This is a genomic window from Pseudomonas sp. NEEL19, assembly GCF_028751975.1.
GTDB lineage: Bacteria > Pseudomonadota > Gammaproteobacteria > Pseudomonadales > Pseudomonadaceae > Aquipseudomonas > Aquipseudomonas juntendi.
Window position 1 is genome coordinate 4,343,192 of sequence record NZ_CP081491.1, and the last position, 19,569, is coordinate 4,362,760.

At 64.4% G+C, this 19,569-nt stretch carries 17 protein-coding genes and 1 pseudogene; 11 read left to right on the forward strand and 7 right to left on the reverse strand.

Annotated elements, in window-relative coordinates; all coding sequences use genetic code 11:
* Nucleotide 1 precedes the first annotated feature (1 nt).
* Genes K4A76_RS19315 through K4A76_RS19325 form a run of 3 tightly spaced genes read left to right on the forward strand, consistent with a single transcriptional unit; the run spans nucleotide 2 to nucleotide 1,880 of the window.
* Nucleotides 2-889, forward strand: coding sequence for a type II secretion system F family protein (locus K4A76_RS19315; RefSeq protein WP_029885795.1), 888 nt, complete (start codon nucleotides 2-4; stop codon nucleotides 887-889).
* A 10-nt stretch (nucleotides 890-899) separates the two neighbouring features.
* Nucleotides 900-1,601: a tetratricopeptide repeat protein gene (locus K4A76_RS19320; protein ID WP_115294730.1), complete on the forward strand. Its 702-nt coding sequence runs from the start codon at nucleotides 900-902 to the stop codon at nucleotides 1,599-1,601.
* Nucleotides 1,602-1,616: 15 nt separating this feature from the next.
* Entirely contained in the window at nucleotides 1,617-1,880 is a 264-nt protein-coding gene (locus K4A76_RS19325; protein ID WP_236186222.1) for a DUF3613 domain-containing protein, read from the forward strand.
* A 25-nt stretch (nucleotides 1,881-1,905) separates the two neighbouring features.
* On the opposite strand, the gene K4A76_RS19330 is transcribed toward K4A76_RS19325, so the two are convergent.
* Complete coding sequence (locus tag K4A76_RS19330; RefSeq protein ID WP_274410953.1) at nucleotides 1,906-2,328, reverse strand: prepilin peptidase; 423 nt, start codon at nucleotides 2,326-2,328, stop codon at nucleotides 1,906-1,908.
* Nucleotides 2,329-2,403: 75 nt separating this feature from the next.
* On the opposite strand from K4A76_RS19330, the gene K4A76_RS19335 reads away from it, so the two are divergent.
* Both K4A76_RS19335 and K4A76_RS19340 read left to right on the forward strand, forming a co-directional pair.
* Nucleotides 2,404-2,847, forward strand: coding sequence for a TadE/TadG family type IV pilus assembly protein (locus K4A76_RS19335; protein ID WP_054913939.1), 444 nt, complete (start codon nucleotides 2,404-2,406; stop codon nucleotides 2,845-2,847).
* Nucleotides 2,844-5,489, forward strand: a complete 2,646-nt coding sequence (locus K4A76_RS19340) for a PAS domain-containing sensor histidine kinase (RefSeq protein WP_274410954.1) — start codon at nucleotides 2,844-2,846, stop codon at nucleotides 5,487-5,489. Before K4A76_RS19335 ends, K4A76_RS19340 begins: the two co-directional genes overlap by 4 nt.
* Here K4A76_RS19340 and K4A76_RS19345 read toward each other — a convergent pair.
* On the reverse strand, nucleotides 5,474-7,426 hold the full coding sequence (locus tag K4A76_RS19345; protein WP_274410955.1) for a pilus assembly protein TadG-related protein: 1,953 nt from the start codon (nucleotides 7,424-7,426) through the stop codon (nucleotides 5,474-5,476). The two genes, K4A76_RS19340 and K4A76_RS19345, sit on opposite strands and share 16 nt — an antisense overlap.
* 141 nt (nucleotides 7,427-7,567) lie before the next feature.
* Between K4A76_RS19345 and K4A76_RS19350 the strand changes: the two genes are divergently transcribed.
* The gene (locus tag K4A76_RS19350; RefSeq protein ID WP_009684480.1) at nucleotides 7,568-7,858 is read left to right on the forward strand and encodes a DUF3509 domain-containing protein; all 291 of its coding nucleotides are present in this window, start codon (nucleotides 7,568-7,570) and stop codon (nucleotides 7,856-7,858) included.
* Between the two features lie 3 nt (nucleotides 7,859-7,861).
* On the opposite strand, the gene K4A76_RS19355 is transcribed toward K4A76_RS19350, so the two are convergent.
* A complete protein-coding gene (locus K4A76_RS19355; protein WP_009681701.1) occupies nucleotides 7,862-8,332 on the reverse strand; it encodes a phosphate-starvation-inducible protein PsiE in 471 nt (156 codons plus the stop codon).
* 538 nt (nucleotides 8,333-8,870) lie between these two features.
* Between K4A76_RS19355 and K4A76_RS19360 the strand changes: the two are divergent.
* The 3 genes and pseudogenes from K4A76_RS19360 to K4A76_RS19370 all read left to right on the forward strand — a co-directional run.
* Nucleotides 8,871-9,047, forward strand: a pseudogene (locus tag K4A76_RS19360) (DUF3077 domain-containing protein); the annotation flags it as partial.
* A 389-nt stretch (nucleotides 9,048-9,436) separates the two neighbouring features.
* Complete coding sequence (locus tag K4A76_RS19365) at nucleotides 9,437-10,432, forward strand: IS110 family transposase (protein WP_029887815.1); 996 nt, start codon at nucleotides 9,437-9,439, stop codon at nucleotides 10,430-10,432.
* 334 nt (nucleotides 10,433-10,766) lie between these two features.
* On the forward strand, nucleotides 10,767-11,030 hold the full coding sequence (locus K4A76_RS19370) for a YebG family protein (protein WP_009681698.1): 264 nt from the start codon (nucleotides 10,767-10,769) through the stop codon (nucleotides 11,028-11,030).
* A 65-nt stretch (nucleotides 11,031-11,095) separates the two neighbouring features.
* Here K4A76_RS19370 and K4A76_RS19375 read toward each other — a convergent pair whose 3' ends face one another.
* Nucleotides 11,096-12,115 carry a Leu/Phe/Val dehydrogenase gene (locus K4A76_RS19375; RefSeq protein WP_009682681.1) on the reverse strand — a complete coding sequence of 340 codons (1,020 nt, stop codon included), beginning with the start codon at nucleotides 12,113-12,115 and terminating at the stop codon, nucleotides 11,096-11,098.
* Nucleotides 12,116-12,238: 123 nt separating this feature from the next.
* Between K4A76_RS19375 and K4A76_RS19380 the strand changes: the two genes are divergently transcribed.
* Complete coding sequence (locus K4A76_RS19380; RefSeq protein ID WP_274410956.1) at nucleotides 12,239-13,045, forward strand: SirB1 family protein; 807 nt, start codon at nucleotides 12,239-12,241, stop codon at nucleotides 13,043-13,045.
* Here K4A76_RS19380 and maiA read toward each other — a convergent pair.
* From maiA to hmgA, 3 genes are read right to left on the reverse strand one after another with little or no spacing between them, the layout of a single operon-like run.
* Nucleotides 13,039-13,671, reverse strand: coding sequence for a maleylacetoacetate isomerase (gene maiA / locus K4A76_RS19385; protein ID WP_274410957.1), 633 nt, complete (start codon nucleotides 13,669-13,671; stop codon nucleotides 13,039-13,041). The genes K4A76_RS19380 and maiA overlap by 7 nt on opposite strands.
* Before the next feature lie 11 nt (nucleotides 13,672-13,682).
* Nucleotides 13,683-14,975, reverse strand: a complete 1,293-nt coding sequence (gene fahA / locus K4A76_RS19390) for a fumarylacetoacetase (RefSeq protein ID WP_274410958.1) — start codon at nucleotides 14,973-14,975, stop codon at nucleotides 13,683-13,685.
* 3 nt (nucleotides 14,976-14,978) lie between these two features.
* Nucleotides 14,979-16,280 (reverse strand): homogentisate 1,2-dioxygenase, encoded by a 1,302-nt coding sequence (hmgA, locus tag K4A76_RS19395; protein ID WP_274410959.1) that lies wholly within the window; start codon nucleotides 16,278-16,280, stop codon nucleotides 14,979-14,981.
* 173 nt (nucleotides 16,281-16,453) lie between these two features.
* Here hmgA and K4A76_RS19400 point away from each other — a divergent pair, with 173 nt between their 5' ends.
* Entirely contained in the window at nucleotides 16,454-17,236 is a 783-nt protein-coding gene (locus tag K4A76_RS19400; RefSeq protein WP_161892857.1) for an IclR family transcriptional regulator, read from the forward strand.
* Nucleotides 17,237-19,569 lie beyond the last annotated feature (2,333 nt).

Genomic DNA, 19,569 nt, shown 5'->3' on the forward strand with positions numbered 1-19,569 from the left:
CATGGCCATGCTGATCTGCGCCCTGTGCCTGCTGATCGCCGCCGGCCTGTTTGCCCAGCAGGCCATTCGCCAATGGCGGGCCCGGGTGCTGGTGGCGCGAAGGCTACAGGGGCGCCTGGCCCGTGCCGAGCGCCTGGAGGGCTGGTTGCACTGGCTGGGCAGTAGCCCCTGGGGGCAGCGGCTGCAGAAGTTCGACGGTGAAAGCCAGGCCCTGCTCGAGCGCATCGGCTGGCGTCGCAGCCGCCAGCGCGCGCTGTTCGCCGCCGTGCAACTGGGCCTGCCACTGCTGGCGGTGGTACTGACCCTGCTGTTGCAGCAAGGCTTCAAAGGCGCTGCCGCCGCCCATTGGGTGGTCTGGCCATTGTGTGCCCTGGGCGCCGCTTACCTGCTGCCCAAGCGCCTGCTGGCCCTGGCTGCCGCCCGGCGCCAGCAGCGCATTGCCGCAGAGGTTGGCCTGATGATCCCCATGCTGCGAATCCTGTTCGAAACCGGGCTGACGGTCGAGCAGGCACTGCGCCTGCTGAGCCAGGAAGGACGAACGCTGATTCCGAACATCAGCGAGGAACTGCGCCAGGTACTGCAGCGGGTGGATTCGGGGCTGGGGCTGGGCCCGGAGCTGGACAAGGCCGCCCAGGTGCTGGCGGTGGACGAATTCACCGACACCTGCGTGATCCTGCGCCAGTTGCTGGCCCAGGGCAGCGGCGCAATGAAGTCGTTGCTGGCCCTGAAAGCCTTGCTCGATGACCGCCGCCTGACCCGCCTGCAAGAGCGGGTGTCGATGATGTCGGCAAAAATGTCGGCGGTAATGATGGTATTCCTGTTCCCGGCCCTGCTGATCGTGCTTGCCGGGCCAGGCTTCTCTGCATTGGCGCGGGCGTTGAGCCCCTGAGGAAAGCGGGATGAAGACAGTCGTGTTGTGCGCATGCCTGGTGTTGCTGAGTGGCTGCGCCGGGCAACAGCCGCAAGGCCTGCGCTCGTTGTTCACTGCCGCCGGTTGCAGCAAGCCGGACGCCGATCAGCAACTGGCCCTGAACCTGGCGGACGAGATGCTCAATGACGGCCGCCCGCATGCCAGCCTTGCGCACCTGCAGCAACTGCCGGACACCCTCGACCAGGTGCGCCTGCGCAAGGCCAAAGTGTCCCGGCTGCTTGGCCTTGGCGAGGCCGAACCCTTGTACCGCAGCCTGCTGGGCGGCTGCCTGGCTGCCGAAGGCGAGCATGGCCTGGGCCAACTGGCCGCGGCACGTGGCGACGACATCCAGGCCTTGCAGAACCTGCAGCGTGCTGTACGCCTGGCGCCTACCGATGAACGCGTACGCAATGACCTGGGCGTGGTCCTGATGAACCTGGGGCGCTATGAGCAGGCTCGCTTCGAGTTGCTGACGGCCATCGAGCTGAAAGACGACAACCCCCTGCCTGCGATCAACCTGGTGACCTTGGCGCTGCTCCAGGACAACTGGCAGCAGGCGACCGACCTGGTCGGCCGCTTGCAGCTCGAGCCCCGGCAGTTTGCCGCGGCCAAGGCGCGGGCCGGGCAGATCAAGGCCGGTGGCCGAGGCCCGGTCGCCTCGGCCCAGGCATCGCAGCCGATGGTCAATTGAAACTGGGAGGTGAACATGATCAGGTACGTGATGGTGCTGGCCTGCTGCGTGGGGAGCGCGGCGCTGCACGCCGAGCAATACCCGCGCCCGAGCCCTAAGGATGAAACGGCCACCGAGCGGCTGCTGCGCGTGCAGTCCAGCGGCGCACAGGCCTCGCGCCACCTGCAGGTACAAACGGCGCGGGAACGCGACCAGTCCATGCAGCGCTGGCTGGATACCTACAAGTACGAGATCCCCGACTTCTACCGCTGGACCAAGATGACCGAGCGCAACAATTAGCGGGGGCTTGCCGTGCCGTCAACGCTCAGCCCAGGCAGGCCAGTGAGATGGCAAAGCCTGCCAGCAGACAGGGCGCGAACGGCCTTTTTTGCCGCGGCTGTCGTGCACCTCGGCGGACCAACTGCCAGGCCACCAGCACCACACCCGCAGCAATGAAAGTGACCAGCACATGGGCAACGCTGCTGGCCAGCGCCAACGCACCGAGCAGCTTGACGTCACCGGCCCCGAACTGCCCCAGCGCGTAGCCCGGCAGCGTGAGCAGCAGCACAATGAACAACGCCAGCGCCGCATCACTGCCCTGGGCACCGAGCCAACTGCGCCCTGTGGCCAGCAACCAGGCCAGCGCAAGGGTTGCGGCACCCAGCGTCAGTACATTGGCTATCTGCCGTTCGCGGGCATCCTGCCCGGCGCACAACGCTAGCCAGACCAGCAATGCAAAGCTGTGCATGGGCAATTGGCCATCCCTGTTCGTCGATCGGTTCTATGCTGTTGTTCAGGACACATGGTCAGGGTAGACGCAATCATGAAAGCAGGCCCGGCAAAACGGCAGCACGGTGCGGCAGCCATCGAGTTCGCCGCGGTGTTCATGATCTTCTTCGCCGTGTTCTACGGCCTTGTCAGCTACTCCCTGCCCATGCTCATGCTGCAATCGTTCAACCAGGCCAGCGCCGAGGCGGTGCGCCGCTGCGTGGCGCTGGACCCGGACAGCCCCAGCTACACCAACGATGTGCAGAACCTCGCCCGCCAGGTCATCAGCCAGCAGTTGCAGTGGCTGCCTGCTGCCTTCGACTTCCAGCCGGCCAGCGACGCACAGGTCACCTTGGGCTCCGACAAGCTGCTGACGGTAGCCATCGATTATCCCAAGGCAAAACTCACTCATGTGCTGCCCATGCTGGTGCTGCCGTTGATTGGCGAGGTACCGCGCCTACCCGACCGGCTGCGTGCCGAAGCGAGCCTGCAACTGTGAACGGCCTGTTCGAGCGCTGGCTCGGCGGCCAGGCCCCGCTGCCGGCAGAACAGCACCCACCAGCCACCGGGTTGCAATTGTGGCTGGATGATCAAGGCCACGTGCTGCGCCTGGCCGGGCCGCTGCGCACGCTGCTGCCGGCAAGCCCGCACCACGCCGCGCGGGTGCATGACTACCTGCAACGGCATAGCTGGCTGGTACTCGAAGGCGCCCCGGCGGACTGGCAGGGGCAGCCGCTGGACCTGGACTTCGTGACCGTGCACGGCACTGCTCTGCATACGCGCGGCTGGCTCCTGCGCCAGGCTGACGGATGGCTGCTGCAGGTGTTCGATATCGGCGACCTGCTGGGTGAGCGCGAAAACCACGCCCATGACCTGGCCCAGCACCATCTGGCCTTGGCGCTTGGCCGCGCCATGCGTGACTGCGACGAACAGCACCTGCTGCCGACCACAACCGCTCAACTGCAACACTTGGCCGAGCACTGGCAGGCGGGGGCCCTGCGCCTGCTGCTGCCAGGTGACAGCGGCTGGTACAGCTACGCCAGCAGCGATGCCGTTTGGCCCTGGGCAGACGACGAGCGCCTGCGTGCCTGGCTGCATACGTTGCCAGCCGCCGCTCGGCAGCTGGCGGCCGAGCACCCGCTGCTGCAGTCGTCGGCTGCCGGCCTGCCGCTGGTCGCCCTGCCCTACCAGCACGGCCATTGTGTTCAGGCCTGGTTACTGTGTGCCGGGGCACCAAGGCCACCCACACCCCAAGCGCAGGCTACCCTGCTGCCCGCGCTGGTCGAGCCGCTGCTCAGCCGCCTGCGCCAGCAGCAGCTGCAGCAGCGCGCCTGCCACCTGGATGAACTGCAGCAGCAACTGGGCGCTGGCTGGTGGTCATGGCCCTTGCAGGGGCCACTGGCATTCGACCCGGCCCTGGCATCACGCCTGGGCCTGCCGCGCGATGCCACCTGCGAACAATGGTTCGGCCGTTTGCACCCGGCCGACCGCGAAGCTGCACGCATGGCGCTGGCGCAACTGCGCGACGGCATCGCCTTGAACCTGAACCTGCGCCTGTTGCCCGCCGACGACCTGGCGGGCCCACGCTGGCTGCAGTGGGTCGGCCAGCTGCGCGGGCGCCAGGTTCAGGGCTTCGTGCTCGATATCAGCGCCTTGAAAGCCCAGGAGCTACAGGCCGGGGCGGCCCGCGCCCGGCTGGAAAACCTGATCGCCAGCTCGCCAGCGGTGATCTACATCCAGCGCTACGCCGACGGGGCGCTGCACAGTGATTTTTTCAGCGCCAGCCTGACACCGCTACTGGGCTGGCCCAAAGACGGCGAATTGGCCCAGCAGCCCGGCCAGGCGGTGCACCCGAGCGACCGCACGCTATGGCTGGAACGTACGCGCACGCTACTGCGCGACGGCCAGGTTCGCAGCCGCTACCGCTTGCGTGATGAGCGCGGCGGCTATCACTGGATACTGGACGAGGCCCGCCTGCTACGTGACGACCTAGGGCAACCGGTGGAGGTCGTGGGCCTGTGGCTGGATGTCAGCGAGGCCACCGAGGCTGCCGAACGCGTGCGCCAGAGCGAAGAGCGCTACCGGGCGCTGGTGGAAGACTCGCCCGCGCTGATCTGCCGGTACACGCCTGCGCTGCAATTGCTGTTCGGCAATCGGCCGCTGGCCGAGCTGCTGGAGTGCCCGCCACAGCAACTCGGCGAAATGAACCTGGGCCAGTGGATGAGCGACAGCCAACGCACGGCGTTCGTGCAGCGCCTCGCCACGCTGAGCCCGCAGCAGCCGTTGAGCAGTGCCGAGGTCTGCCTGCAATTACCGGGGCGCCGCAACGCCTGGTGGGTGTGGGCCGAGCGTGGCCTGTTCGATGAGCACGGGCAACTGGTGGAGATCCAGGCAGTTGCCCGCGACAACACGGCAGTGCGCCATAGCCAGCAGCAACTGCTGCAGGCAGCCAAGATGGCCACCTTGGGCGAACTGGCAACGGGGCTGGTGCATGAACTCAACCAGCCGTTGACCACCATGCGCCTGGCGGTGGTCAACGGGCTGAAACGCCTGGAAAGCGGTGCCGCCGATGTTCCGTACCTGACAGGCAAGCTGCAGCGTATCGACAACCAGCTGGAGCGCGCCATTCGCCTGGTCGAGCATTTGCGCACCCATGGGCGGCGGTCCGAGGTCGAACAGCAGGTGTTCGCCGCCTGGGTGGCGGTGCTCGGTGCGCAGGGGCTGCTGGCCGAGGGTTTGTGCAGCAAAGGCGTGACGCTGGCCATCGAGGCGCCCGAGCGGTGCCCGCACGTGCTTGGCCATCAGGACCAGCTCGAGCAGGTGCTGATCAACCTGGTGGTCAATGCGCGGGACGCTTTGCTGGAACGGCGCGTTGCCCACCCACACATCCGCCTAGGCCAGCGCATCGAGCACGGGCAGTTGTGCCTGCTGGTGGAAGATAACGCCGGCGGTATCGACCCGCGCCTGCTCGAGCGCATTTTCGAGCCGTTCTTCACCACCAAGCCAGCAGGGGTCGGCACCGGGCTCGGTTTGTCGGTGAGCCACGGCATCGTCGATGCCATGGGCGGCAGGCTGGCGGTACACAACCGCAACGAAGGCGCCTGCTTCGAAGTGTGGTTGCCGATCTACAAGGCCAACTGAGCGCGGTTGGCACAGGTGAGGTTGGCGCCGACCTCGGCGTTGACCAGGTCGATGCCAAGGGCCTTGAGCAGCACGTTGAGCAGGGGGTCGAGCAGCGGGCTGAGCAGGTTCCTGATCAAGGGCTCGACGATACCTTTGACCGTGCCGAGCACGTTGCCAACCAGCACCAGCACATCGCCAAGGCCGCTGTTCACGGTGGGTTTGTAGGCTTCAAGCTGTATGCCCTGCAAGGTCTCGGCCAGGCTGCCGACGACCGTGCTGTTGGCGGTTTGCATGCTCTGGTAGGCAGGGCTGATGCCGATGTTGGGCGGCACGCTGTCGGGCGCCTGGAACACCAGTGGACGCTCAACGGCCCCGCTGCCCAAGACCTTGCTGCTGACGCGCACGCCCAGCCCGCCAGCGGCGAAAGGAACTCGCGCCTGGCAAGTGCCAATGCCCAGCAACTGGGTACACCGCTTGGTGCCGATGTCCACCAACGGCAATGCTTTGACCACCGTGGTGCCGCTCATGAAGAACGCATTGCTGGACTCGAAACGCCCCACCGCAACCTTGGCCGCCGAGCTTTGCGCCTGCGTGACAAGGCGCTTGGGTGAACAACTGAAGGTGCCTGGGGCCTGCGGGTCGAGGCGCGTGGTCGCTTCCGCCACCTCAAGGCCGATATCCAGCGACAGCTTGTCCGGGACCAGGATGATATCGGTGACAGTGCACGGCACGCCGACCAGGCACAGTACCGATTGCAAGGTACTGGCGAGGTTCAGGCTCAGCAGGTTGTTGAGCACATTGGTGATCGGCCCGACCAGGTCGAGTACCGCATTGAGCAAGCCGAACACCGAGTCGAGCAGCGGCAGGTCGAGCGAAATCATCGCCCGCACCTGCGCGGTATGCACCCGCAATTCATCGGTGCGCGGGTCACCCACCGCAGAAATCTGCTGCGGCTCGATCACTTTCAGGCGGACCCGGCCATTGACCAGCCCCAGCACGCTGACCGGCAAGTCCACCGTTGCCGCACTTTCACTGACCGCCAGCTGGATAACGCCCTGCACCAGTTGCAGCAACTGGATGCTGGCATCCAGCCCGGCCTGCGTGGTCCCGTTCTGGATGTCGAGCAAATCGCCCAGCTGCAGCAAGGTGCTGTTGCTGGCACCCAGTGCCAGCTTGCCCAGGTTGGTCACCACGTTGGCGGCCGCGCCGCTCTGCTGCAGTACTTTCACCGCCGCCTGCAGCAGTTGCGTAGCGGTAGCATCGGCGCTGAGCAGTTGCCGATAGTCACCGGCCTTGAGGTTGAGGTCGATGGCCAGTTGGTCCAGGTAGCGCAGCACGTTGAGCTGGGTGCTGGCAATGCCTTGCCAACCGGCCACATCAAGCTGCACGTTACCGCCCAAGGCACCAAGCAGGGCATTGAGCAACGCCGACTGTCGCGAATCGACGGTGGCCAGGGTGGTTCGGATACTCAGCATGGCCTGCGGTGGAACAGGCGACGATGCCACCGCATGGGCGTGCAAGCTGGTGGTCAGCGGCACCCCTGTGCCCTGTGCCAGGCTATACACCCCCGCCGCGACGCTGGTGGGGACCGTGTTGCTCACATCCACCCGGATCGCCTCGGTGCGGTTGTTGTCCGTGGTGAAGGTGCGCAGGCTGTTGGCGCCGGTCTGCAAGTAGCCGCAGCTGGCCGCCAGCGGGTTGCCGGGCGCATGGCCGTTGCGGGTGGCCGCCGCCCGGGCAACCACTGTGGCCTGCGGCCCGCTGCCGGTGCAAACGGCATACTGGCCGGCCGCCTCCAGCGCGGACATGTCGGCAATGCGTTGCAGCTTGCGCTGCTCCAGGTACAACCGGCCGCTGTCGATCACCAGCAGCATGAACAACAGCGCCAGGCCCAGCGTAAACACGGCCATGAGGCCGATTGCGCCACGCTGGCGGGCAGCGGATGAGGGAAGCACGGGCACTCCTTTGCCGGCCATTGGCCATGCGTCGCGGCTGCGATGCAAGGAGTGTAGTTGCGCTAATGGCCAATTGCCCTACTTGAACGAACCGGGTGCGGGCCGGTCAATTTCTGCAGTCCATCTTTGCAGGCTTCAGGCATGAACAATCCATTCGAGCAGATCAGCGCCGCCTTCGCCCCCGAATACCGGGTAAACCTGAGCATTGCCAACCTTGACGGCAGCATCATGCTGACCCTTTCCGATGACGCTGGCGTGGTTGCCAAGCGCCTGATCACCCGAGCCCAGCGCAACGACCCAGTGCGCCTGCAGCGGGTGATCGACAGCATACGCCTGGGCCTGGCCATCGAGCTGGGCCAGAACCCCTTGCAGGTGCTGGCTGCGCTGACCCGCGACGCCCGTCACGAGCCCCGTGCGTTCTTGGCCAATTGAGGGCTACTTGCCCTCTTCCACCTGCTTGCCGTTGGCATCCAGCACCTTGGTCGAGGGGTAGCGGTACGAGGCGTAGCGCACCACCAGAATCGAGAACGCCAGCAGCAGAATGCCCCCGCACAGGTACAGCAGCCCCTCATCCGGCGCCTTGTGGTGCGAAACATCGCCGATCAGCAGGCGGGTGAGCGCGGTGATTGCCACGTACAAGAGGAAGCGGATGGGCATATGGTTGGTCTTGAAGTAGATCCCGACCATGGCCCCCAGCTCCAGGTAGATGAACAGCAGCAGGATGTCATCGACGCTGATCCCGCCCTTGCCGAGCATGTCCAGGAAGGTGACCACCGCCGCATAGGCGGTGATGGCGCCGATGCCGAACAGGGCAAGGTAATGGAAGGCTTCGACGCACAGGTTGCCCAGCGAGTCGGCCGAGCCGTGCAGGCCCTTGCGCAGTTTTTCTGCCCATTTGATGTTCACGATGTTTCATTCCCCACTACGACTTTCAAGGATGATGCGCCACGGGTGTGACGTTTCTGCCATGCAGTTAAAGGGCCAGGCCCCTGCCATGGGAAGGCGGCCGATTGCCGCAAGGCACTTTGGCATGGCGCGCTGCAGAAAATGAAATGGCATTGCGCCAGCGGAAAATCAGATTTAAGCCCTTCCTTGTAGGGCATTTCCCAAAGATACTCCCTGCCATTGTGGTGTTCGGTGGTGCGCACTAGTCTCGGGCGGTCGTTGCCAATCAACGACCGGCTTTGACAGGCCGCCCTGAACTAACCACATGGCTTAGCCGCTATGGCAGCTGTCATGGGGCACCTCGTGTGCGCCGGCTTTTGGTTCTGTTCACCGGTCTGTCAACCCATGTACAGCTGCCGCCTTGATGTTTGACAGCAGAAGGTGGTGGACCCAATTTTGAACAGGCCTACATCATGCTGAGAGTTATCCCCGATCCACCCCGCTACATCCATTCCCTCGAGTACACCCTGATTCCAAAGGCACTTCAGGGGACTGACCAATGACCACAGAAGACACCCAGTTCACCGTCGGCAAGACCACTTTCTACCAGGGCGAAAACGGCACCCACCCGCTATTCCGCATCGAGCCCGGGATCCCGTGCAGGGATGCCCGCGAACAGTCTTCGGAGTTGATGGGGTATGTGCGCGAATTGACCATCACCGGGTTGATGGATGATGCCGAGCTGGGGATGAAGCAGTGAGGGTTTGGCACTAGGTTGCAGGAGGGCTGGCAGGGGGTTGTCGTAGCATTTTCAGCGCCTGGGAGATCGAGCGCCGCCCGCGCGGCGCTTCGCGGGTAAACCCGCTCCTTGTATGTTGTGACTGGCCTGGCGGGAGAAGTTATTCTCGTCAGGCTGAAGAAGCACTTCCGGGGAGGCCGATCGCTCCTGAAGGCAGGGTTTGCCCCTGACCTTGTACGTAGAGAGGCCCCCCGCCTCATTGCCCACCACGAAGAGTATCGAGAAGCCGACAAGTCGGACTTCGCATTACAAGGTTGCAGCGGCATGAAGTTCGAGGTCGGGGAACCGGAGGCCATTGTTACCTAATTCGCTTGGGAGAGGGAAGAATGAGTGTCTGGGTTGGCCTCGATATCGGCTCACGGACTTCGGTCGTTGGGGTGCGTAAAGATGGGCGCACTGCCGGTCAGTGGGATATCGCTCAAACCCCTGCCGGTCGCAAGGCTGCGGTGAAAAAGCTGCAGGCGCTCAAGCCTACGTCGATCGTGATGGAGGCGACCGGGATCTATTACCTGGACTTGGCCATTGAGCTGCACGCTGCTGACCTACCTGTTTCCGTGATCAACCCCAAGAGCTTCCACAACTTCGCCAAACTGATGCTGGTGAACAGCAAGACTGACGCAATAGATGCTCAGCTGCTGTCCGAGTACGGGGAGCGTATGACCCCGCGTTTGTGGACACCTCCAAGCACTGTACAGCTTGAACTCAGAGGCCTTGGCCGGCACATCAATCGTTTGGTGGGACACCGTATCAGGGCGAAGAACGAGCTGCATGCATTGCAGGCGACCGCCACGACTGCCTCGATGTTGATCGAGGATCAAGAAGAAGAGATTGCTTCACTAAGTAATCGAATCGAGCGCTTTCGTAAGGCAGGGCGCGAGTTAATCGCCCAGTGTCCAAGGCTAACTCGACAGTACGAGCAACTCCTCGCAGGCCCTGGGATTGGAGAGGTCTCGGCGCTGGCCGCCCTGGCTGAGCTGACCACGCTGCCCGAAACGCTCAAGTCCTCTCAGGTCGCTCGTCATGCTGGCCTTGATGTTCGACAGACACAGTCTGGAACAAGCATTGATAAACCTGGTCGGCTCGGCAAAAGCGGGAATGCCTATTTACGGGCAGCCATGTACATGCCTGCGCTGACGGCGGTGCGCTGCGATCCTTATGCGAAGGCTTTTTATGAGTCGCTGATCAGCAGGGGCAAGAAAAAAATGCAAGCGATCGCCGCTGTCATGCGCAAGTACCTGACAGGCATCTGGGCGTGCATGAGCGGAGATGAGCCATTTGATACGGCCAAGCTTTTCAGCTCTGAACACCTCAGAAAAGCTTGACCGCCAACAGAGTATCTACGTTTGTTTCGGGCCAGTATTGCCTGTGCCGGACGCGCGCGACCGCCTTGTCTGTACGACGCAATATCGTGGTGGGCGCCAGGGCGTTCGCGCGCAAATCCCACAGGCATAACTGGCCCGAAACAGATGTAGGAGCGGCCTTGCGTCGCGATGCGCCGCGCGGGCGGCGCTCGATCTCACAGGCGATAAAGATGTTGTGCCGGACGCCCCCGCAAAACACTCCACTACAATTTCTACTTGCGAACCAACCAACATCGCCATTACTGTATATAGATACAGTAAATTGCAAACCAGCAAAAAGGCACAGAGGTGATGAATGGCCGTCGAAGTGGTGTACCGCAGCAGCCGCGACCCGGAGCGCTTGTTCATGGATAAGGCAGAAGCCGACCGTCACGACAAAATGCTCGAACTGGCCGAGCGCCTGGCTGAAGTGCTGCATAAGGCAGTGCCGTCGCTGACCGAGCAGCAGGTTGAAGAAGCCGGTATCTACATGGCCAAGAACCGCGATGTGTTCGCCCGGGCGTTCAAGAGCCAGCCGGATGCGTTGGCCGAGTTGCTCGACGGGCAATCAGCCGAGTGATTACCTGCACCGGCCTCATCGCTGGCAAGCCAGCAATGAGGCCGGTGCATGCAACACAACCCCCGTCAGCCATACAACAACCGCTCCGCCAACATCTGTGCCACCCGCGCCGGCGAGCGTTTCTCTGCTTGGGCATGGCCGAACACTTCGGTCAGCCGCGATGGTATGCGTGCCAAGTGAGAGGTGATGGTGCCCAGGTCTTCGCCACGGTGGGTGAGCGCCACGTAAATCAAGCCACCGGCATTGATCACGTAATCGGGCGCATACAGTATCCCGCGGGTCTCCAGCTGGTCAGCCACCTGCAAGGTGGTCAGCTGGTTGTTCGCCGCCCCCGCCACTGCCGCGCAGCGCAGTTGCATCACGCTCTGCCCGTTCAGCACCGGCCCCACACCGCACGGGGCAAAGATGTCGCAGGGGGTGCTGATCAACGCATCGTGGGTCACCGGGTGGGCGTCGAGCTGCTCAACAGCCAGCCGTACCCGCCCTGTGTCCAGGTCGCTCACCAACAGTTCCGCCCCCGCCGCATGCAGTTGTTCGGCCAGGGCGTAGCCAACATTACCCAGCCCTTGCACCGCTACCCGCAGGCCTTCGAGGTTGTAGCTGCCTAAGCGGGCATAGGACGTGGCGCGGATGCCGGCGAATACCCCCATTGCCGCATGCGGTGAGGGATCACCCGAGGCCGTGGTACTGGTCACATGCGGCGTGCTCTGGGCGATGCAGTCCATGTCCAGGGTCGAGGTGCCACTGTCCACGGCAATGATGAAACGCCCTTGCAAGGTATCGACGAAGCGGCCGAAGGCCTCGAACAAAGCTGCGCGGTTTTCCACATGCGGGTTGCGCAAGATCACCGCCTTGCCGCCCCCCACGGGCAAGCCCGCCAGTGCCGCTTTGTAGCTCATGCCCTGGGCCAGGCGAATCGCGTCGGCCATGGCGCTTTCGTCATCGGCGTACGGCAGGTAGCGGCAGCCACCCAGCGCCGGCCCCAACTGCTGGCTGTGGATCGCCACCACCGCTTTCAGGCCCGTGGGCGGGTCGGTGAACAAGTGCAGTGACTGGGTACGGGTGCTTTGCATCAGCGCGAACATCGACAGGCTCCCCAACAGGTGCTGCACCCAGTATAAGCCCGGCCTCATGTTTGCAGCCGCCGCCAGACCACTGGACGAAACCCCGCACCGCAGCTAATACTCAAGCGAGTGCGGAGAAGCCCCATGAACCCACGTCAAGCCTGCCTGGCCTGCCTGGAACGCGAGCCCGTCGCCCTGCTGGAAGCCGCATTGTGGGTTGCCGCCGAGCACGACCCTAACGTCGCGCCTGCCGCCAGCCTTGCCACCGTGCACGACCTGCAGCGCGAAATCAGTGCCCACCTGCCCATGCTACCGTTGAGTGAACTGGCACAGCCTCTGCTGCGTCAACTCAATGCACTGGGGTTTGTGCAAGACGAATACCTGCCGTTGCGGCCACATGCCGCCATGCTGGACAAGGTGCTGCAACGCCGACGAGGCCAACCGCTGGCCCTGGCCATCCTCGCCCTCGAGCTGGCCAGGCGTTTGTGCATACCGCTGGAGGGCGTGGGTTTTCCCGGGCACTTCCTGTTGCGCGTGCCGGGTGCCGACCACCTGCTCGACCCCTGTGGCGGCAGGCGCCTATACCCTAGCGACTGTCGCGAGCTGCTGGCACGCCAGTTTGGCCCCGACCTGCCACTGACGGCAGAGCACCTGCGCACCGCCAGCGCGCAGCAGATGCTGCAGCGCCTGTCGCGCAACCTGCGCCAACTGCATATCAGCAATGACAACCACCTGGCGGCGTTGATCGACGCCGAACGGGTCATGCAATTAGGGCCGGTGCAGGTCGCAGACTACATGACCCGCGCCTCGCTTTACCAACACCTGGACTGCCCCCAAGCCGAACGCTACGACCTGGAGCATGCCCTGCTGCTGACGGAAGACCCGGTCCAGCGCCTGAAGCTGTGCGAGCGCATCCGCAAGCTTCCGGCGGCGAACCGCTCACTTCACTGAGCCGGGGTGTCCGGCTGCCGGGCCGGGTGGGCCTGGGCGAATGCCGGGTGCGCGGCTGCCAGTGCGGCAACCCGTTGAATGCGCGGGTAACCGCCAAGGTCGACAGCGAAACGCTCAGCCGCGTACAACTGCGGAATCAGGTACACATCGGCCAGCCCCGGCGTATCGCCGAAACAGAAACCTTCATCGCCAATCAACTGTTCCACGGCCGCCAGCCCCTGGCTGATCCAGTGTGCGATCCAGTCGTTCACCTGGCCCTCGTCCTGACCGCCCTGGCGCAGCCGGTTCAGCACGCTGACATTGTGCAGCGGGTGGATGTCGCAACCGATGATCGCCGCCACACCGCGCACTTTGGCCCGCCGTTCGGCATTGACCGGCAGCAGGGCGGGCTGTGGGTACACCTCTTCCAGGTACTCGATGATCGCCGGCGACTGCACCAGCACTTCACCGCCGTCACTGCGCAAGGCTGGCACGCGGCCCTGCGGGTTGACGGCCCTGTAGCCGGCGCCACACTGTTCACCTTGCAGCAGGTTCACCGGCAAGGCCTGGTAGGCCAGGCCCTTGAGTGCCAGCGCGATGCGCACCCGGTACGACGAGGTGGAACGGTAATAGGTGTACAGCTCCATGCCCTGCCCCCTCAGTTGGCCGCGACGACCGTGCCACGGCATTCGCCGAAGCCGATGCTGGCCACGCCGTCACGCTGGCAGCGGGCGCGCAGGATGATCTCGTCACCGTCTTCGAGGAACTTGCGCACCTCGCCACTGGCCAGTTCCACCGGCAGTTTGCCGCCTTCGGTGATTTCCAGCAGGCTGCCGTACGAGCCAGGGGTGGCACCGGAGAGGGTGCCCGAGCCGAACAGGTCGCCCGGCTGCAACTGGCAGCCGTTGACGCTGTGGTGGGCAACCAGTTGGGCCACGGTCCAGTACATGCTGCGGGTGTTGCTCAAGGTCAGGCGGTGCGGGGCAAGGCCCTGCTCACGCATGCGCGCGGTCAGCAACAGCACTTCCAGCTCGATATCGAACGCGCCCGCAGCCTGGTCGCGCTCGTCCAGCAGGTACGGCAGCGGCTGCGGGTCACCTTGCGGCCGGGCCGGCTGGGCGCAACGGAACGGCGCCAGCGCCTCGGCGGTGACCACCCACGGCGAAATACTGGTAATGAAGCTTTTCGACAAGAACGGCCCCAGCGGCTGGTATTCCCAGGCCTGGATGTCGCGCGCCGACCAGTCATTGAGCAGACACAGGCCGGCCACGTGTTCGGCAGCATCACCTACCGCAATCGCCTCACCCATGGCGTTGCCCTGGCCGACCCAGATACCCAGTTCCAGTTCGTAGTCCAGGCGCGCACAGGGGCCAAAGCTTGGCTCGGTGTGCCCGGCCGGCAGGGTCTGGCCCTTTGGCCGGCGCACTTCGGTACCCGAGGGGCGGATGGTCGAGGCACGGCCGTGATAACCGATCGGCACGTACTTGTAGTTGGGCAGCAACGGGTTGTCGGGGCGGAACAGCTTGCCGACGTTCTTGGCGTGCTCGATACCGACATAGAAGTCGGTGTAGTCACCGATCTGCGCCGGTACGTGCAACTGGCAGTCGCCGCTGTTGAGCAAGGCCGGCTTCAGCGCCGCCTGGTGTTCGCTGTGTTCACCCAGCAATGCCTGCAAGCGTTCGCGCAGGGCCACCCGCGCGCTGCGCCCCAATGCGAAGAATGCGTTCAGTGCCCCACCCCGGGTCGCCTCGACGGCAGCCTTGGCTGCGCCGTCGAACAGGCCGGCGGCCAGCACCGCCTCCAGGTCGAGGATTGCGTCGCCAATGGCCACGCCACAGCGCCTGGCTTCACCTGGCCGGCTGAAGATGCCCATTGGCAGGTTCTGCAGCGGGAAGTCGCTGTGCCCGTTGGCGTGCTCGACCCAGCTACGGGCAATGGCAGTGTGGTTCATGGGTTATCTCCGGTTCGGGTTGAAGGTGCTCGGCAAGGTGGCCCAGCAACTATCGTAGTCGGCCTGCAATTGCGGGCATTGCAGCGCTTGCACGCTCGGGCGCAGCACCTGGCTGGTCTCGAACATGAACGCCATGGTGTTATCGACCTTGTGCGGGGCCAACTCGGCGGCAATGGCTTTTTCGCAGGTTTCGGCATCGGGCCCATGGGCGCTCATCACCCCGTGCAACGACGCCCCACCCGGCAGGAAGCCCTCGGCCTTGGCATCGTAGGCACCCTGGATCAAGCCCATGAACTCGTTCATCAGGTTGCGGTGGAACCACGGTGGGCGGAAGGTGTTCTCGGCCACCATCCAGCGCGGCGGGAAGATCACGAAGTCCATGTTGGCCAAACCATGCACGCTGGTCGGCGAAGTCAGCACGGTGAAGATCGACGGGTCCGGGTGGTCGAAACTGACCGTACCCAACGTGTTGAAGCGGCGCAGGTCGTACTTGTACGGCACGTTGCTGCCATGCCAGGCAACCACGTCCAGCGGCGAATGCTGCAGTTCGCAGGCCCAGTGCTCACCCAGAAACTTCTGGACCAGCTGCTGCGGGCCGGTGGTTTCTTCGTAGTGCGCCACCGGAGTGAGGAAATCCCGCGGATTGGCCAGGCCATTGCTGCCGATCGGGCCCAGGTCCGGGAGGCGCAAGGGGGCGCCGTGGTTTTCGGCGATGTAGCCGCGGGCCTGGCCGTCGAGCAACTCGACACGGAACTTCATGCCACGCGGGATCACCGCAATCTCCAGCGGCTCGACCTGCAACACGCCCAGCTCGGTGGCAATGCGCAGGCGACCCTGTTCCGGCACCAGCAACAGTTCGCCATCGGCGTTGAAGAACACCCGCTCCATGGAGCGGTTGGCGCGGTAGATGTAGATGCTCACGCCGCTCGGTTTATCTGCCGTGGCGTTGGCCACCATCGGCAGCCAACCTTCGATGAAGTCGGTGGGTTCGGCGGGAATCGGCTGGGGGCTCCAGCGCAGGCGATTGGGGTTGATGCCCCCCAGCGGGCCCTGTAGCGGTTGGCGCGCCAGGCGCTCGAAACGTGGGTGCAAGGCAGACGGGCGGATACGGTACAACCAGGTCCGCCGCAGCTCGCTACGGGCCATGGTGAACGCCGTGCCGGACATCAGTTCGGCGTACAGCCCATAGGGCGCCTGCTGCGGCGAGTTCTGCCCGACCGGCAAGGCACCGGGCAGCGCTTCGCTGGCAAACTCGTTGCCAAAGCCGCTGAGGTAGTGAAGGTCGGGTGATGGATCGCGATTCATCGGTGCCTCCGGGCTCTGGCCGAGCCGTTGCGGGCAGTTGGCTGCAGGCCCTTGGGTGGGCGGCAGCGGGTCTGCATTGTTTTTATCGTAATCAGATTACGAATAACGTAATTTGCTCCGCGCATGGCGTCAAGCTATAAAGGCCCGACTGAAGAATCCGGAAGCAGCTGTCCATGGCCAAAGCCAGTACCACCGCCGACAACGGCAAGCAGAAAGTCCGCTCTGCGGAGGTCGGCACCGACATCCTCAAGGCCTTGGCTGAATTGGCCCCTTCCACCTCGTTGTCACACCTTGCCGAGCATGTACAGATGCCGGCGAGCAAGGTGCACCGCTACCTGCAGGCATTGATCGCCAGCGGGTTTGCCGAGCAGGATGCTGCCACCAACCATTACGGCCTGGGGCGTGAGGCATTGCGGGTGGGGCTGGCGGCGCTGGGCAGCATCGATGTGCTGAAAATTGCTGCACTGCCCCTGTCGCAACTGCGCGACGAACTGAACGAAAGCTGCTTCATCGCCGTGTGGGGTAACCAGGGCGCGACCGTGGTCAGCATCGAGCCCGCGGTGCGGGCGGTGACCGTGGTAACGCAGATCGGCTCGGTGCTGCCGCTGCTCAGCTCATCGACCGGGTTGGTGTTTGCTGCCTACCTGCCCGAGCGGGAAACGGTAGACCTGCGTGACCGTGAACTGGCCGCCCTGCAGCACTCTGCCGACGATTATCAAGCGCTACTGGCCGGCATACGCGAACGTGGCCTGCACCATGTACACGGCTTGTTGATGCCGGGCGTGGATGCATTGTCGGCCCCGGTATTCAATGCCCTGGGGCAGGTTGCGGCGGTGATGACCGTGGTCGGGCCTACATCGATCTTCCATGCCGACGAGCATGGCCCGGCGGCACAGCGGTTGCTGGCGGCAACGCGGGAAACCAGCTGGCGAATGGGCTACTCGCCCGCGGCCTGAACAGCTGCGCAACTGTTGCCCGAAACGTAAAGGTGAATGTCACAGGCGGCTATTTTTCCTACGGGATCAAGCGCTTATTCTTTACTTACTGGCCGGCCTGAAGGGCTCTCCCCCCCGCCTTTCAGGCCTGCGAGGTGCACTGACGTAGATTTTGAAGCTCCTTGATCTAACGTCTCGATTGGCCGCTGCGACTTGCAGCGGCTTTTTTTTGCGCTGAATAATGACGCCCGCGGATACCGGCAAAGCCTCAGGGCCACGCGACACCTGTAGGAGCGGCCTTGCGTCGCGAACGGGCTGCGAAGCAGCCCCTGCAATTTAGCCGCCAACGCTGAAATCCTGTGGCCGCTTCGCGCCCCTTTCGCGACGCAAGGCTCCTACAACAGGCGGGGTGGCCGGTAGCCCTGCGGGGCCGGGCCGGCATCATTGATCGATGTAGGAGCGGGTTCACCCGCGAATACGGTGGTGCCGGCAATGCACGATGCCTGGCAGAAACTGGCCCGCGGGCCTGGCCCTTTCGCGGGTAAACCCGCTCCTACAACGGGCTGGGGTGGCCGGTAGCCCTGCGGGGCCGGGCCGGCATCATTGATCGATGTGGAGCGGGTTCACCCGCGAATACCGTGGTGCCGGCAATGCACAATGCCTGGCAGAAACTGGCCCGCAGGACCGGCCCTTTCGCGGGTAAACCCGCTCCTACAACGGGCGGGGGTGGCCGGTAGCCCTGCGGGGGCCGGGCCGGTATCATCGATCGATGTAGGAGCGGGTTCACCCGCGAATACGGTGGTGCCGGCAATGCACAATGCCTGGCAGAAACTGGCCCGCAGGACCGGCCCTTTCGCGGGTAAACCCGCTCCTACAACGGGCGGGGGTGGCCGGTAGCCCTGCGGGGCCGGGCCGGTATCATCGATCGATGTAGGAGCGGGTTCACCCGCGAATACGGTGGTGCCGGCAATGCACAATGCCTGGCAGAAACTGGCCCGCAGGACCGGCCCTTTCGCGGGTAAACCCGCTCCTACAACGGGCTGGGGTGGCCGGTAGCCCTGCGGGGCCGGGCCGGCATCATCGATCGATGTAGGAGCGGGTTCACCCGCGAATACGGTGGCGCCGGCAATGCAAAATGCCAGGCAGAAATCGGTCCGCAGGCCCGGCCTTTTCGCGGGTGAACCCGCTCCTACAACGGGCGGGGATGGCCGGTAGCCCTGCGGCGCCGGGCCGGCATCATCGATCGATGTAGGAGCGGGTTCACCCGCGAATACGGTGGCGCCGGCAATGCACAATGCCTGGCAGAAATCGGTCCGCAGGCCCGGCCCTTTCGCGGGTGAACCCGCTCCTACAATGGGCGGGGATGGCCGGTAGTCCTGCGGGGCCGGGCCGGCATCATTGATCGATGTAGGAGCGGGTTCACCCGCGAATACGGTGGTGCCGGCAATGCACAATGCCTGGCAGAAATCGGTCCGCAGGCCCGGCCCTTTCGCGGGTGAACCCGCTCCTACAACGGGCAGGGGTGGCCGGTAGCCCTGCGGGGCCGGGCCGGCATCATTGATCGATGTAGGAGCGGGTTCACCCGCGAATACGGTGGTGCCGGCAATGCACAATGCCTGGCAGAAATCGGTCCGCAGGCCTGGCCCTTTCGCGGGTAAACCCGCTCCTACAACGGGCTGGGGTGGCCGGTAGCCCTGCGGGGCCGGGCCGGCATCATCGATTGATGTAGGAGCGGGTTCACCCGCGAATACGGTGGCGCCGGCAATGCACAATGCCTGGCAGAAATCGGTCCGCAGGCCCGGCCCTTTCGCGGGTGAACCCGCTCCTACAATGGGCGGGGATGGCCGGTAGTCCTGCGGGGCCGGGCCGGCATCATTGATCGATGTAGGAGCGGGTTCACCCGCGAATAAGGTGGCGCCGGCAATGCACAATGCCTGGCAGAAATCGGTCCGCAGGCCCGGCCCTTTCGCGGGTGAACCCGCTCCTACAATGGGCGGGGATGGCCGGTAGCCCTGCGGGGCCGGGCCGGCATCATCGATCGATGTAGGAGCGGGTTCACCCGCGAATACGGTGGTGCCGGCAATGCACAATGCCTGGCAGAAATCGGTCCGCAGGCCCGGCCCTTTCGCGGGTGAACCCGCTCCTACAACGGGCAGGGGTGGCCGGTAGCCCTGCGGGGCCGGGCCGGCATCATTGATCGATGTAGGAGCGGGTTCACCCGCGAATACGGTGGCGCTGGCAACGCACAATGCCTGGCAGAAACTGGCCCGCAGGCCTGGCCCTTTCGCGGGTAAACCCGCTCCTACAATGAATCGCGCAGGCTTCTCAAATTTTGAGAAAGACAGCTGCCCCTA

Excerpts from the sequence above, each read along its gene's own strand:
- K4A76_RS19315 (WP_029885795.1), top strand. The coding sequence starts at position 2 with ATGGCCATGCTGATCTGCGCCCTGTGCCTGCTGATCGCCGCCGGCCTG.
- K4A76_RS19320 (WP_115294730.1), top strand. The coding sequence starts at position 900 with ATGAAGACAGTCGTGTTGTGCGCATGCCTGGTGTTGCTGAGTGGCTGC.
- K4A76_RS19325 (WP_236186222.1), top strand. The coding sequence starts at position 1,617 with ATGATCAGGTACGTGATGGTGCTGGCCTGCTGCGTGGGGAGCGCGGCG.
- K4A76_RS19330 (WP_274410953.1), bottom strand. The coding sequence starts at position 2,328 with ATGCACAGCTTTGCATTGCTGGTCTGGCTAGCGTTGTGCGCCGGGCAG.
- K4A76_RS19335 (WP_054913939.1), top strand. The coding sequence starts at position 2,404 with ATGAAAGCAGGCCCGGCAAAACGGCAGCACGGTGCGGCAGCCATCGAG.
- K4A76_RS19350 (WP_009684480.1), top strand. The coding sequence starts at position 7,568 with ATGAACAATCCATTCGAGCAGATCAGCGCCGCCTTCGCCCCCGAATAC.
- K4A76_RS19365 (WP_029887815.1), top strand. The coding sequence starts at position 9,437 with ATGAGTGTCTGGGTTGGCCTCGATATCGGCTCACGGACTTCGGTCGTT.
- K4A76_RS19370 (WP_009681698.1), top strand. The coding sequence starts at position 10,767 with ATGGCCGTCGAAGTGGTGTACCGCAGCAGCCGCGACCCGGAGCGCTTG.
- K4A76_RS19375 (WP_009682681.1), bottom strand. The coding sequence starts at position 12,115 with ATGTTCGCGCTGATGCAAAGCACCCGTACCCAGTCACTGCACTTGTTC.
- K4A76_RS19380 (WP_274410956.1), top strand. The coding sequence starts at position 12,239 with ATGAACCCACGTCAAGCCTGCCTGGCCTGCCTGGAACGCGAGCCCGTC.
- maiA (WP_274410957.1), bottom strand. The coding sequence starts at position 13,671 with ATGGAGCTGTACACCTATTACCGTTCCACCTCGTCGTACCGGGTGCGC.
- fahA (WP_274410958.1), bottom strand. The coding sequence starts at position 14,975 with ATGAACCACACTGCCATTGCCCGTAGCTGGGTCGAGCACGCCAACGGG.
- hmgA (WP_274410959.1), bottom strand. The coding sequence starts at position 16,280 with ATGAATCGCGATCCATCACCCGACCTTCACTACCTCAGCGGCTTTGGC.
- K4A76_RS19400 (WP_161892857.1), top strand. The coding sequence starts at position 16,454 with ATGGCCAAAGCCAGTACCACCGCCGACAACGGCAAGCAGAAAGTCCGC.